Raw genomic sequence first — 13,010 nt, 5'->3', positions numbered from 1 at the left:
ACCAACAATAGCGGCAACAGCAGCTAATTCAGCTGCTTCTTGGTGTTGTTGTTCTTCACGGTCAATTAAGTCCATTGAAGAGCTATCAACTAAACCTAATTCAATTTCACGTAAAGCAACTACCGTTGGCTTATCGTTTTCAGGGTCTACTAGTGGAGTTTTACCACCAACAGCAATTTGGCGGGCACGACGAGCCGCAACTAAAATTAAGTCAAAACGATTACCAACTGCATCTACTGCATCTTCAACTGTTACGCGGGCCATCACAGCACTCCAAAAATAATTTAAATCAAAGACGTAGTTTACTGCAAGCAGCCACTTTCGCCAATAGCCAGTGTTCAATTTTTATCAGTTTTACTTGTCTAAGCCTGATTTAAATAGACTTAAATTATTTAAGCAGGCTATTTAGTAAAACTTGATGGCGTTCTTCTTGCGCTTTTAGGGTTAAGCGCTGAGCCATTACAATCATTTCTATGTCGCCAAGCGCGCTCTCAAAGTCATCATTAACAATTACATAGTCGTATTCGTTATAATGTGATGTTTCAGATTGTGCTTTTGCCATACGAGAGGCAATAACCTCAGCCGAATCTTGGCCACGATTATTTAAGCGTTGCTCTAACTCTTCTTTTGAAGGAGGTAGTATAAAAATAGTTTTCACGCTTGGCATTATTTCGCGCACTTGTTGCGCGCCTTGCCAATCAATATCTAAAAACACATCAATACCCGCATCAAGTTGCGACTCAATAGCTTGCTTTGATGTGCCGTAGTAATTATCGAATACTTGAGCCCATTCAAAAAAGTCATCTTTGGCAATAAGCGCTTTAAATTCGTCTGTAGATGCAAAGTGATAATGCACACCATTTTCTTCGCCTGGGCGAGGGGCGCGAGTTGTATGTGATACAGATACTTTCATATCAGCGTGTTTTTTTAATAACGCATTGATTAAGCTTGATTTACCAGCACCTGAAGGGGCTGATAAAATAAATAAGTTACCGCGAGTTTGTGCCATGCTTTTCTCTACCTAAAAATAAACAGGCTTGGATTACAAGTAAACCAAGCCTTTAATTAACTGCATTGTACTTTAATTAGCTCACCTTGCTCAAGTTAGACGTGCTCAAGTGAGCCATGCTCAAATTGAAGTGGGAGTGTTAGACTTTAAATAAAATCGCAGTTTAAAATTGCCAACAGAACTAGCCGCTAGATATAAGTATTTGATAAGGTGAAGTATCACCAATTAAAGGAGCCTTTATGCTTAATAAAACCTTATTTACCGCACAACAAGTAAGAGATAATGAAGCTTTAGCGGCTAAAAATAGTCATTGCGATTTATTTACCCTAATGCAGCGTGCAGGAGAGGCTGTATATAAGCAATGGCAGTTATTTGATGCGCAGCATACATTAGTCATTGTTGGCCATGGTAACAACGCTGGAGACGGTTACGTTGTAGCTAGGCTTATTATGCAATCAGGTAAAAAGGTAACAGTATGCGCTGCTGAACCCGAAAAAACATTAAAAGGTGATGCTGCAAAAGCGCAGCAGCTATGGATAGAAGCGGGTGGGGTGGTTTCTCATTTTACAAAAGATGCTCTTAATGAGTGCGATATCGTTATTGATGCGCTCCTTGGTACTGGGCTTAATAGCGCCGTGCGCGATAATTTTGCGAATATAATTAACGCTGTAAATAACAGTGGTAAGCCCGTAATAAGCATTGATATTCCATCAGGCATTGAAGCAAATACAGGACAGCCTTTAGGGTGCGCAGTACAAGCTACTTCAACCGTTACTTTTGTAGGTATAAAGCAAGGGCTCACAACGACGGCAGGTAAACAATATAGCGGTAAGTTAGTTTTTGATGATTTAGCAATTGGCGATGCGTTTACTTGTATAGCTCAATCATCAGGAACCTTGATAAATATTAATAGCTTTAAAGGAATTGCCACGCGGGCAATCAATAGTCACAAAGGCAGCCATGGCAAGCTTTTATGTGTTGGTGGCAATCAAGGTACTGCAGGTGCAATTAGGTTAAGTAGTGAAGCAGCTCTTAGAACGGGTGCTGGCATGGTAAGGGTGTATACACACGAAAGCTCAATAACGCCTATTAGTATTGGCAGACCAGAGCTTATGGTAAGCAGTAATAACTTACATCAAGCGCTAGAGTGGGCAAGCTGCGTTGTTATTGGCCCAGGGCTTGGGCAAGACGAGTGGGCACAACAAACATTCGATGAAGTAATGCAATATTGCCAAAACAATAAAATGCCATTGGTTATAGATGCAGACGCCCTTAATTTACTCGCTAAGCAAGCCTCATCGTATGTGTTAGAGCAATGCGTACTTACGCCACATCCAGGCGAAGCTTCGCGACTGCTAAGTGTTAGTACCAGCGACATAGAATCAGACCGCTTTAATTATGCTCGCCTTTGCGCCAAGCGCTATAACGCGACTTGTGTATTAAAAGGCGCAGGAACATTAATAGATAATGCCCAGCACACGTGGGTGTGTGAAGATGGCAACCCAGCACTGGCAGTTGGCGGCAGTGGCGACGTACTCACTGGTATTATTGGGGCATTACTTGCTCAAGGTTTAACTATTGATGAAGCAGCACGCTATGGTGTAACACTGCACGCTAAAGCCGGTGATATCGCAAGTGAGCGAGATGGGCAAAGGGGAATGCTACCCAGTGATTTATTCCCAGTTGTAAGAGAGTTAGTTAATAAAGTGACGTGAGTTTAAGCGTCACTTTATCTCACTGATTATTAAGCTGTAATAAATCCCATTTTGTACCATATAGGTCTTCAAAAACCACTACGGTGCCATAGGGTTCTACTCTAGGCTCTTCGTTAAATGTAACGCCTTTAGAAAGCATTAAATTATAATCTCGCCAGAAATCATTAGTATGCAAAAATAAAAACACGCGACCACCCGTTTGATTACCAATAGCGCTAATTTGTTCTGGCGTTGTGGCTTTAGCAAGCAGCAGATTAGTCCTGCTCGAATTAGTTTCGTTTGAATTAGCCCCGTTTGAATTTGGAGGTGAAATTAACACCCAGCGTTTACCATCTTCTAAGTTAGTATCCTCTACTAACTCAAAGTTGAGCTTTTGAGCATAAAACTCAATGGCCTCGTCGTAGTCCTTAACAACTAATGCAATGCTGCCGATATGCTGTTGAACGTTAGTCATGTTTGGTTTACTCCGTACTATTAAATAAATGTGCTTTTTATCTTATTTAGCAAACGATCAAGTAGGGTATATGCCCGCAGTATGTAATATGAATTAACTTACGAGTTCGTCTTCATCATCGGGTGGATCACCTGAGTCTTCTTTGCGTTTTCTTTGTTCTTGTTTTGCTTTTTGTACATTTTCGTATGTAGGTGGTGGGATAGGAATAATAGAAATAAGCGGAAAGAATGCTAAAAATAAATAAGCCCCCTTAGACATACTTTTACCCCACGTGACCATTTTGAGCATAGCCCAAACTACGAATGAAAATAACCCAGTCACAAGAGCAACAAAAACAAAGAAGATGAATATTTCGTTATTATTTAATAAATCCATTTAATATAAATCTTAGTTATACGCAACTTAGGTATGGGTATAAATTAAACAATATCAATGATTTTTATTCTAAAAAGCAAAAAACCAGCCGAAGCTGGTTTTTTATATAAGCGAGGTGCTTAAACGGGGATGTTTATCACATCATTCCGCCCATACCACCCATTCCGCCCATGCCACCCATATCAGGTGCACCAGCAGATTCGTCTTTAGGGATTTCAGCTACCATTGCTTCAGTAGTGATCATTAGACCCGCAATAGACCCTGCAAACTGTAGCGCAGAGCGTGTTACTTTAGTTGGATCTAGGATACCCATTTCAATCATGTCGTTGTATTCGCCAGTTGCTGCGTTGTAACCGTAGTTACCATCGCCGCCTTTAACTGCGTTAATTACAACTGATGCTTCGTCGCCTGCGTTAGTTACGATTTGACGAAGTGGTGCTTCCATCGCACGAAGTGCAACTTTAATACCGTGGTTTTGATCTTCGTTGTCGCCAACTAAATCAACTAGCTTGCTAGCAGCACGTACAAGTGCAACACCGCCGCCAGGTACTACGCCTTCTTCAACCGCTGCACGAGTTGCATTTAATGCATCTTCAACGCGGTCTTTTTTCTCTTTCATTTCGATTTCAGTAGCAGCACCTACTTTGATAACTGCAACACCGCCAGCTAGTTTAGCCATGCGCTCTTGAAGTTTTTCTTTATCGTAGTCAGATGTAGCTTCTTCAATTTGTGCTTTAATTTGAGAAACACGACCAGTAATACCCGCTTCTTCGCCAGCACCATCAATGATAGTTGTATCATCTTTAGTGATAATTACGCGTTTAGCTGTACCTAGGTCTTCAACTGTTGCTTTTTCAAGCTCTAAGCCGATTTCTTCAGAAATAACAGTACCGCCAGTTAATACAGCAATATCTTGTAGCATTGCTTTACGACGATCGCCAAAGCCAGGTGCTTTAACAGCTGATACTTTAACAATACCGCGCATGTTATTAACTACTAATGTAGCTAGTGCTTCGCCTTCAAGGTCTTCTGCAATGATTAGTAGTGGTTTACTTGCTTTAGCAACCGCTTCTAATGTTGGTAATAATTCACGGATGTTAGATATTTTTTTATCTACAAGTAGAATAAATGGGTTATCTAGTTCAACAGTGCCTTTTTCTGGGCTGTTAATAAAGTAAGGAGATAAGTAACCACGGTCAAACTGCATGCCTTCAACAACATCTAGTTCGTTTTCAAGTGATTGACCTTCTTCTACAGTAATAACACCACTGTTGCGGCCTACTTTTTCCATTGCTTGAGCAATGATATTACCAATCTCTTGATCAGAGTTAGCTGAAATAGTACCTACTTGTGCAATTGCTTTAGTATCAGAACAAGGAACAGATAACGCTTTAAGCTCTGCAACAGCAGCAATAACTGCTTTGTCGATGCCGCGCTTAAGATCCATTGGATTCATGCCTGCTGCAACAGCTTTAAGGCCTTCATTAACAATAGACTGTGCAAGTACTGTAGCGGTAGTTGTACCATCGCCGGCTGCATCATTTGCTTTAGATGCAACTTCTTTAACCATTTGTGCGCCCATGTTTTCAAACTTGTCTTCAAGTTCGATTTCTTTTGCTACAGATACACCATCTTTAGTGATAACTGGAGAGCCAAATGATTTGTCTAGTACAACGTTACGGCCTTTAGGACCTAATGTAACTTTTACTGCGTTTGCCAGGATGTTTACGCCAGTTAGCATTTTAGCGCGTGCGTCACCTGCAAAAAGTACTTCTTTTGCTGCCATGTTTTAAATTCCTCTAAATTCTTAAATGTTTATAAACGAAAAGTAGGTTTAGCCTACAATGCCTAAAATATTATCTTCACGCATGATCAGGTACTCTTGACCTTCGATCTTTTCAACTTTTTCAACATATGAGCCAAATAACACAGTGTCACCGGCTTTAACTTCTAACGCTCTCACGTCACCGTTATCTAAAACGCGACCATTACCTACGGCTACAACTTCTCCGCGAGTTGATTTTTCAGCTGCAGAGCCAGTTAATACAATACCGCCAGCAGATTTTGTTTCTTCTTCTAGACGTTTAACGATTACGCGATCTTGTAAAGGACGAATGTTCATGTTTTTTAGTTCTCCTAACAGTTTCTGAACAGTACAGAAAAAAGCTTTTCTAATTTGCATTCATTAATGGGGGTAGAGTGTAAAATTCCAAGAGAAAAAATGATAAATTTTTAATCTTTTCGCTCATATTCGCCATCAATAGTCGTTGGTCGTTCCATTTGCCCTTGCTCTCGTTCAGCATGTTGCTGCCCAGCAAACGGCGATGGCCCTTGTTGCCTACCTGCGCTCATTCTAACAGTTGCTTGGCTAGCAAGACCTGCGGCCAGTTTGTTACGAATTGCAGGCGTTAATAATAGTAACCCAAACACGTCGGTCATAATGCCAGGGGTAAGTAATAATACCCCTGCAATTACAACGCATATTCCGGTAAATAATTCTTTGGCTGGCATTTGCCCTTGCGCCATTTGCGCTTGTACGTTTTGCAGCGCACCCATACCTTGTGTTTTAACCATTTTGGCACCTAAAATCGCGGTAATAACAACAAGTGCAATTGTTGCAAATCCGCCAATCACATCGCTTACTTGAATCAGCAAAGCGATTTCGATAATAGGGATGATGATAAACAACACAAATAAAAATCTAAACATAGCGCTCTCTAAATAATGACACTCAAAAGAGTTGATGAAATATAAATGAGGGTGACTAGGTCTCTTTTCAAGGTTAGGGCATAGGTATAGTCATTTTACTGATATTTAAGCGTCTACACATTGTATCGGCTATCAGATACTATGAAGCTAGACACTGTCCAATAAGAATAGGTTCATAATGACTACGCATTTTAAAATGATTTTTACGACTTGCAAAGACGAAGCAGAAGCACGCAGCCTAGCAAGGGCGTTGGTAGAAAAAAAGCTAGCAGCTTGTGTAAATATTTTACCTAACATGGGCTCTATTTATATGTGGGAGGGCGAAGTAGCAGAAGCAACTGAAGCCAAGCTACTTATAAAAACAAAAGCAGATAAAATGAACGATGTGTTTTTAACAATAAAAGAGCTACATAGCTACGAAGTGCCGGAGATTCAGGTTGTAGAAGTTTCAACCGGTAATTTGGCGTATTTTAATTGGATGGACGAGGTACTGAATTAATGCGTTTTTTCTTTTTATTGTTGGTTACATTATTAACCGTACCCGTAAAGGCTGCGACTAATAATGTGCTTGGTGATCTACTTGGGCCTCCGCAACAGACTTTTTTACCTGTAGACCAAGCGTTTGTTTTTGATTTTGACCAGCAAGGCAGTACCTTGTTTGTAGGTTGGGATATAGCGCCAGACTATTATTTATATAAAAAGAAAATAGAAATTATCGCCAAAGGTGCAAACATTCAAGTAGGCGACTCTGGCCGTGGCGAAATTATTGAAGATGAATTTTTTGGTAAAACAGAGGTTTTTTTTAATTCCGCGAGTGTTATTAGTAAGCTAAGTAATATAACCGAAGGCGCCGTGGTTAAAGTTCGTTACCAAGGCTGTGCAAAAGCAGGGCTTTGCTATCCACCAGAAGTAATTAGCATCCCACTTAGTGTTATTAGTGGCGCACAGGTTAAAAATGTAGATCAAAATAGCGCCACTGATGAAGCGGCAACTGCGCAAAGTACATTTGCAGCACTCAACGAGCCAACTACTGAACCTACAACAAATTCGGATGATACCGAAAAAGAGCTCACTTTTACTGAGCAATTAGCAAGTCAGGGCTTAATAACTAATTTACTCATATTTTTTGTTGTTGGTGTAGGCCTTGCTTTTACGCCCTGCGTATTCCCTATGTTTCCTATTTTGTCGAGCTTAATTGCGGGTCAGCAAAACCTTTCGACTAAAAAAGCGTTTGCGTTGTCGTTTGTATATATACAAGGCATGGCAGTTACCTATGCGGCGCTTGGTTTAGTTGTTGCGGCGCTTGGTGGGCAAGTTCAGGGATATTTACAGCATCCATTTGTACTAGTTAGCTTTAGTTTACTATTTGTATTATTGGCTATGTCGATGTTTGGTTGGTACGAAATAAAACTGCCAAGCAGTATGATGAGCAAGCTAACTCAAGTAAGTAACAATCAAAAAGGCGGCAACTACGTTGGCGTATTTTTAATGGGCGTACTGTCGGGGCTAATTGCATCACCATGTACTACAGCGCCACTGTCGGCGGCACTCTTATTTGTTGCGCAAAGTGGTGATTACTTAGTAGGTGGTTTAACACTATACGTGCTTAGTTTAGGTATGGGGTTACCACTTTTATTACTTGGTACATCTGGCGGTAAATTGCTGCCTAAAGCAGGTGGTTGGATGGAGCAAGTTAAAACCTTGTTTGGCTTTGTAATGCTTGTTGTGCCGCTTATATTACTTGAGCGCCTAATCAGCGCCGACATTATATTATTAATGGCAGGTGTGCTTGCATTAGCAACGGCACTTTATCTACATCACTGGCAAAGTAGCCAAACACAAAGCAAGTTAAAAACTGCATTATGGTTTGCTGCAACGCTATTAGTTATGACAGGGTTTACGTTAACTAAAAACTACTTTTGGCCAGTACAAGCTATGCAAGTAAGCTCGCAAAGTAATGAGTTTAAAAAGGTGGCGGATTTAGCTGAGCTAAAAGAAGCCGTAGCGCAAGCGAGTAATGAAGGTCGAATGGTTATGGTCGACTTATATGCCGACTGGTGTGTGGCGTGTAAAGAGTTTGAGCATTACACGTTTCCAGATGCCAAAGTGCAAAGTGAATTTAGCCATTATCAGCTAATTCAAGTTGATTTAACTAACAGTGACAATAAAACAATTGAGTTAATGGAAGAGTACACTGTGTTTGGTTTACCTAGTATTTTGTTTTTTAACACCCAAGGTAAAGAGCTAACTACACAACGTGTAACCGGCTTTTTAAACGCAGAAGATTTTGCTAAACACCTTGCTACAGTGCGCGCCAGCGCACAATAATAGTGCAATAGAGCCACTTGGATATACCAAGTGGCTTACGACTCCCTCCTAGTTATTCGTTCCCAAAATAGAGATTGGACCAGTATTTTGCTGCTATTTACATCGAAATCACTATAATAGTTGGTTAACGTGAGAATTTGTTGCTACATTACTTTTTTCTGCTTGCTTAAAAGCGAAAAACTACTTAGCAACCGCTTAACTCATTACTTATAGGATATATCGCGTATTATGGCTGCAAAATTTAACCTTTTAGTTATAAATGGTCCAAATTTGAACATGCTTGGCAAACGTGAACCGGATAAATACGGTTTTCAAACGCTAAGTGAAATTATGAGCGAACTAACCAGTGCCGCTGATAGTCTAGATGTTGAGTTAGCACATTTTCAAAGTAATAGTGAGCAAGCCCTCATTGAGCGAATACACAGTGCTTGGCAAGCGGTTGATTACATAATAATTAACCCTGCTGCATTTACGCATACAAGCGTTGCATTACGTGATGCATTGCTAAGTGTTGATATTCCGTTTTTTGAAGTGCACTTAAGTAATGTGCACGCACGTGAAGCCTTTCGTCATCATTCGTATTTTTCTGATGTGGCACAAGGCGTGATATGTGGATTAGGTGCAATGGGTTACCACGCAGCATTAAATGCCGCTGTGAGCCGGTTGAAAAACTCGATTTAATTTTAAATTAACACACAAACAAACAGGCGGGTCGTGTAATGGATATTCGCAAGATAAAGAAGCTTATCGAATTAGTAGAAGAATCAGGTATTGCTGAGCTAGAAATCACTGAAGGTGAAGAATCAGTACGTATTAACCGTAACAACATGAGCGCAGGCCCTGGTTACCCGCAATTTGCTCCACAGCAATATGCACCAGCGCCAGCAGCCCCTGCTCCAGTNGCAGCAGCTCCTGTAGCAGTTGAAGCAGCAGCTCCAGCAGAACCTACTGGCCATCAAGTTAAATCACCAATGGTTGGATCTTTTTATGCAGCAGCGTCTCCTGAAGCTCCAGCGTATGTAGAAGTTGGTCAGCAAGTTAAAGTTGGCGATACGCTTTGTATTATCGAAGCTATGAAAATGATGAACCAAATTGAGTCAGATAAAGCCGGTACAGTAAGAGCTATCTTAGCTGAAAATGGCGAGCCAATAGAATTTGATCAACCTCTATTCATCATTGAATAATAGCGTAACCTAAAAGGCCAACTCTAATGTTAGATAAAGTAGTCATTGCAAACCGAGGTGAAATTGCACTTCGTATATTGCGCGCCTGCAAAGAGCTTGGGATCAAAACGGTTGCTGTGCATTCAACGGCGGATCGCGATCTTAAGCATGTATTGCTTGCAGATGAAACCATCTGTATTGGTAGACCATCAGCAACTGAAAGTTATTTAGATATCCCGCGCATTATTGCTGCGGCTGAAATAACTGACGCTGTAGCGATTCATCCAGGTTACGGTTTCCTTGCAGAAAACGCTGATTTTGCCGACCAAGTTGAGCAAAGTGGTTTTGTATTTATTGGTCCAAAAGGTGACACTATTCGCCTTATGGGTGATAAAGTTTCTGCTATTTCAGCAATGCGTAAAGCAGGCGTTCCATGTGTACCAGGGTCTGATGGTCCGGTATCAGATGATAAAGAACGTAACATGCAAATCGCCAAACGAATCGGTTACCCGGTAATCATCAAAGCCGCTGGTGGCGGTGGTGGCCGTGGTATGCGTGTTGTTCGTAGCGAATCTGAACTTATTGATTCAATTGCATTAACTCAGCAAGAAGCTAAGCAGTTCTTTGGTAATAGCATGGTTTACATGGAGAAATTCCTTGAAAACCCACGCCATATCGAAGTTCAAGTATTAGCAGATGGCCAAGGTAATGCAGTACATTTAGGTGAACGTGATTGTTCTATGCAACGTCGTCACCAAAAAGTAGTTGAAGAAGCACCAGCGCCAGGTATTACTGCAGAAACACGTAAATTTATTGGTGAACGCTGTACACGTGCATGTATCGAAATCGGTTACCGCGGTGCTGGTACGTTTGAGTTTTTATACGAAAACGGCGAGTTTTACTTCATCGAAATGAATACACGTATTCAGGTTGAACACCCTGTAACTGAAATGGTTACTGGTATTGATTTAATCAAAGAGCAGTTAAAAATTGCTGCGGGTCAACCATTATCATTCACGCAAGACGACGTTGTTATTCGTGGTCATGCTATTGAGTGTCGTATTAATGCTGAAGACCCTGAAACGTTTATCCCTTCACCGGGTAAAATTACACGTTTCCATCCTGCTGGTGGCTTAGGTATTCGTTGGGACAGCCATATTTACGCTGACTATACGGTTCCACCACATTACGATTCAATGATTGGTAAGTTAATTACTTACGGTGAAAACCGTGACGTAGCTATTGCCCGCGCGCGCAATGCACTTAACGAGCTAGTAATTGACGGAATTAAAACTAATACTCCTTTGCATAAGAGAATTCTTGCAGATGAAAACTTCCAAAATGGTGGTACTAACATCCACTATCTTGAGAAGAAATTAGGATTGTAATTCTAGCCTGTAAAAAGGCGTTTTATCTTAGTTAATAACCCGAGTTATTAAGCTGATTTAAATAATTAAAAATCCGATATCAGGAGACTGATATCGGATTTTTTAATGCCTGTAATTTAAGTTTTATAGGCAATAAAAAAGTCCATAAAATATACTGCAAAGAGTAAATTTGATGGACTCAATATTTATATAATATGTTGAACTAACATTACACTAATTTAGATTCAATTAACTGTAGTGCTTCTTCTAAAATTGTTTCTACTGCTTTTTTAGCGCGCTCAGGATCGCGTGACTTTATGGTCTCTAAAATATCAGCGTGCTTAGCAACATCTGCGCCCGGTACACCTTTAATGTGGTTTGTATAACGAATACTTACTCTAAGGGCTGTACTAATAAACTCAGTTAACTGCACAAAAAAGCGATTGTTACTGGCCACTAATATGCTGGTATGAAAAGCAATGTCGGCTTCTAGTGGGTCGTCTAAGCCTTCGTCTGCTTCAGCCATACGGGCTAAGGCACTATCTATATCGGCAAGTTGTTCAGCAGTTGCATTTAGTGCTGCAAGAGCGGCCGCTTGTGGTTCAAGGGCAACGCGTACTTGAGTAAACTCTTTTAATAATGAGAGTGACGGCTTGCTGCTTAAAATCCAACGTAGTACGTCGGTATCAAACATGTTCCAGCTACTTTCAGGTAATACACGAATACCTTGCTTAGGACGCGATGAAATTAACCCTTTAGCAGAGAGCATTTTTACCGCTTCGCGGGTAGCGCTGCGACTTACATCATACTTTATACATAAATCGGCTTCAGAAGGCAGGCCTTCGCTTACAGGGTAAACACCACGCACAATAGCAAAACCCAAATCGTGGGTTAATTGTTGTGTTAAATTTTGACGGGGTTGGCTTTTCATTGCGCAGGATTCCGAGTTGATATATTGCTTTATTATATATCATATATCATATTAATGTACTTAAGGATATGATATAAACTTTTAATTAGTTAAATATTTTAGCACAGCAATAACAACTTAGTTTGGCTCTTTATACTGTAAATGTAAGTTTATAAAGGGTTTAATTAAAATTGAAAATGCGCTGTATGGAGAGTTGAATTTGAACACCCTAGCTCAATATCATAGTCTTTCTGGTAAAGTTATTTTTATTACAGGCGGTGCATCAGGCATTGGTAGAGCAATGGTTAAATCCTTTGTAAACCAAAATGCAAAAGTGGCATTTATAGATATTGATGATAAGGCAGCGCAATCGCTTATTCGTGATTTACCCAATGCAAAACTATGGTATAGGCAAGTTGATGTAACTGACTCTCATGCACTTCAGCAATCACTTGTGGATGCATGCGCCGCTTTTGGTGCCATTAATGTACTAGTTAATAATGTAGCGAACGATCGCCGTCAAGCAAGCGAAGACGTTACAGTGCAAGACTGGGATCAGTGCTTACAAATAAACTTAAACCCTGCATTTTTTGCCTCTCAAGTTGCTATGTCTTTTATGAAGGGCGATGGAGCGGGCAGTATCATTAACTTTAGTTCTATTAACGCTATTATGGGGCAACCTCAAATGGCAGGCTATGTAACCGCAAAAGCAGGCCTAATAGGTATGACTAAGGCACTGGCTCGCGATTACGGCGAGTTTGGTATTCGCGTTAACGCTATTTTACCAGGGTGGGTGGCTACCGACCGTCAACTAGCAAGCTGGTTTACCGAAGAAGAGCAAGTTAAGTGGATGGAAGCCATGGCGCTTAAAAAATTAGTAACTCCTGAAGATGTTGCTAATTTGGCACTCTTTTTAGCCGCCGATGAAAGCAGTATGATCACCGGGCAAAGTATTAAAATTGACGGTGGGAGGCTTTAAA

General features: G+C 40.7%; 15 protein-coding genes. 7 read left to right on the top strand and 8 right to left on the bottom strand.

Going from position 1 to position 13,010, the window contains the following annotated elements; translation table 11 throughout:
* Both rpoZ and gmk read right to left on the bottom strand, forming a co-directional pair.
* Positions 1-264, bottom strand: a 264-nt coding sequence (gene rpoZ, locus L652_RS0119955) for a DNA-directed RNA polymerase subunit omega (protein WP_024603612.1), incomplete at its 3' end; no start/stop codon positions are given.
* A 124-nt stretch (positions 265-388) separates the two neighbouring features.
* Positions 389-1,009, bottom strand: a complete 621-nt coding sequence (gmk, locus tag L652_RS0119950; protein WP_024596677.1) for a guanylate kinase — start codon at positions 1,007-1,009, stop codon at positions 389-391.
* Positions 1,010-1,248: 239 nt separating this feature from the next.
* On the opposite strand from gmk, the gene L652_RS0119945 reads away from it, so the two are divergent.
* Positions 1,249-2,724 (top strand): bifunctional ADP-dependent NAD(P)H-hydrate dehydratase/NAD(P)H-hydrate epimerase, encoded by a 1,476-nt coding sequence (locus tag L652_RS0119945; RefSeq protein WP_024596676.1) that lies wholly within the window; start codon positions 1,249-1,251, stop codon positions 2,722-2,724.
* A gap of 19 nt (positions 2,725-2,743) precedes the next feature.
* Here the strand turns inward: L652_RS0119945 and L652_RS0119940 are convergent, their stop codons facing one another.
* From L652_RS0119940 to L652_RS0119920, 5 genes are all read right to left on the bottom strand, one after another.
* The gene (locus L652_RS0119940; RefSeq protein ID WP_024596675.1) at positions 2,744-3,178 is read right to left on the bottom strand and encodes a VOC family protein; all 435 of its coding nucleotides are present in this window, start codon (positions 3,176-3,178) and stop codon (positions 2,744-2,746) included.
* Between the two features lie 93 nt (positions 3,179-3,271).
* Entirely contained in the window at positions 3,272-3,553 is a 282-nt protein-coding gene (locus L652_RS0119935; RefSeq protein WP_024596674.1) for a hypothetical protein, read from the bottom strand.
* A 136-nt stretch (positions 3,554-3,689) separates the two neighbouring features.
* Positions 3,690-5,339: a chaperonin GroEL gene (gene groL / locus L652_RS0119930; RefSeq protein ID WP_002958835.1), complete on the bottom strand. Its 1,650-nt coding sequence runs from the start codon at positions 5,337-5,339 to the stop codon at positions 3,690-3,692.
* Positions 5,340-5,387: 48 nt separating this feature from the next.
* On the bottom strand, positions 5,388-5,675 hold the full coding sequence (locus L652_RS0119925) for a co-chaperone GroES (protein ID WP_002958836.1): 288 nt from the start codon (positions 5,673-5,675) through the stop codon (positions 5,388-5,390).
* Between the two features lie 110 nt (positions 5,676-5,785).
* A complete protein-coding gene (locus L652_RS0119920) occupies positions 5,786-6,262 on the bottom strand; it encodes an FxsA family protein (protein ID WP_002958838.1) in 477 nt (158 codons plus the stop codon).
* Positions 6,263-6,440: 178 nt separating this feature from the next.
* On the opposite strand from L652_RS0119920, the gene cutA reads away from it, so the two are divergent.
* The 5 genes from cutA to accC all read left to right on the top strand — a co-directional run bounded on the left by cutA (position 6,441) and on the right by accC (position 11,141).
* On the top strand, positions 6,441-6,761 hold the full coding sequence (gene cutA, locus L652_RS0119915; RefSeq protein ID WP_002958839.1) for a divalent cation tolerance protein CutA: 321 nt from the start codon (positions 6,441-6,443) through the stop codon (positions 6,759-6,761).
* Complete coding sequence (locus L652_RS0119910) at positions 6,761-8,590, top strand: protein-disulfide reductase DsbD (RefSeq protein WP_024596673.1); 1,830 nt, start codon at positions 6,761-6,763, stop codon at positions 8,588-8,590. The genes cutA and L652_RS0119910 overlap by 1 nt, the downstream gene beginning before the upstream one ends.
* 228 nt (positions 8,591-8,818) lie before the next feature.
* Positions 8,819-9,271 carry a type II 3-dehydroquinate dehydratase gene (gene aroQ, locus L652_RS0119905; protein ID WP_002958841.1) on the top strand — a complete coding sequence of 151 codons (453 nt, stop codon included), beginning with the start codon at positions 8,819-8,821 and terminating at the stop codon, positions 9,269-9,271.
* Between the two features lie 38 nt (positions 9,272-9,309).
* A complete protein-coding gene (gene accB, locus L652_RS0119900) occupies positions 9,310-9,774 on the top strand; it encodes an acetyl-CoA carboxylase biotin carboxyl carrier protein (protein WP_002958842.1) in 465 nt (154 codons plus the stop codon).
* Between the two features lie 26 nt (positions 9,775-9,800).
* Complete coding sequence (gene accC / locus L652_RS0119895) at positions 9,801-11,141, top strand: acetyl-CoA carboxylase biotin carboxylase subunit (RefSeq protein WP_002958843.1); 1,341 nt, start codon at positions 9,801-9,803, stop codon at positions 11,139-11,141.
* A gap of 208 nt (positions 11,142-11,349) precedes the next feature.
* Here the strand turns inward: accC and L652_RS0119890 are convergent, their stop codons facing one another.
* Positions 11,350-12,051 (bottom strand): FadR/GntR family transcriptional regulator, encoded by a 702-nt coding sequence (locus tag L652_RS0119890; protein WP_024596672.1) that lies wholly within the window; start codon positions 12,049-12,051, stop codon positions 11,350-11,352.
* A gap of 199 nt (positions 12,052-12,250) precedes the next feature.
* Between L652_RS0119890 and L652_RS0119885 the strand changes: the two genes are divergently transcribed.
* Positions 12,251-13,009, top strand: coding sequence for an SDR family NAD(P)-dependent oxidoreductase (locus L652_RS0119885; protein WP_002958845.1), 759 nt, complete (start codon positions 12,251-12,253; stop codon positions 13,007-13,009).
* The last annotated feature ends 1 nt before the right edge of the window (position 13,010 follow it).

This window comes from Pseudoalteromonas sp. TB25 (genome assembly GCF_000497995.1).
Taxonomy (GTDB): domain Bacteria; phylum Pseudomonadota; class Gammaproteobacteria; order Enterobacterales; family Alteromonadaceae; genus Pseudoalteromonas; species Pseudoalteromonas distincta.
The sequence above is the reverse complement of the archived record's forward strand: the minus strand, read 5'-3'. Positions and strand labels throughout refer to the sequence as shown.

Bases quoted from the DNA above. Each gene is read 5' to 3' on its own strand.
- gmk (WP_024596677.1), bottom strand. From the start codon at position 1,009: ATGGCACAAACTCGCGGTAACTTATTTATTTTATCAGCCCCTTCAGGT.
- L652_RS0119945 (WP_024596676.1), top strand. From the start codon at position 1,249: ATGCTTAATAAAACCTTATTTACCGCACAACAAGTAAGAGATAATGAA.
- L652_RS0119940 (WP_024596675.1), bottom strand. From the start codon at position 3,178: ATGACTAACGTTCAACAGCATATCGGCAGCATTGCATTAGTTGTTAAG.
- L652_RS0119935 (WP_024596674.1), bottom strand. From the start codon at position 3,553: ATGGATTTATTAAATAATAACGAAATATTCATCTTCTTTGTTTTTGTT.
- groL (WP_002958835.1), bottom strand. From the start codon at position 5,339: ATGGCAGCAAAAGAAGTACTTTTTGCAGGTGACGCACGCGCTAAAATG.
- L652_RS0119925 (WP_002958836.1), bottom strand. From the start codon at position 5,675: ATGAACATTCGTCCTTTACAAGATCGCGTAATCGTTAAACGTCTAGAA.
- L652_RS0119920 (WP_002958838.1), bottom strand. From the start codon at position 6,262: ATGTTTAGATTTTTATTTGTGTTGTTTATCATCATCCCTATTATCGAA.
- cutA (WP_002958839.1), top strand. From the start codon at position 6,441: ATGACTACGCATTTTAAAATGATTTTTACGACTTGCAAAGACGAAGCA.
- L652_RS0119910 (WP_024596673.1), top strand. From the start codon at position 6,761: ATGCGTTTTTTCTTTTTATTGTTGGTTACATTATTAACCGTACCCGTA.
- aroQ (WP_002958841.1), top strand. From the start codon at position 8,819: ATGGCTGCAAAATTTAACCTTTTAGTTATAAATGGTCCAAATTTGAAC.
- accC (WP_002958843.1), top strand. From the start codon at position 9,801: ATGTTAGATAAAGTAGTCATTGCAAACCGAGGTGAAATTGCACTTCGT.
- L652_RS0119890 (WP_024596672.1), bottom strand. From the start codon at position 12,051: ATGAAAAGCCAACCCCGTCAAAATTTAACACAACAATTAACCCACGAT.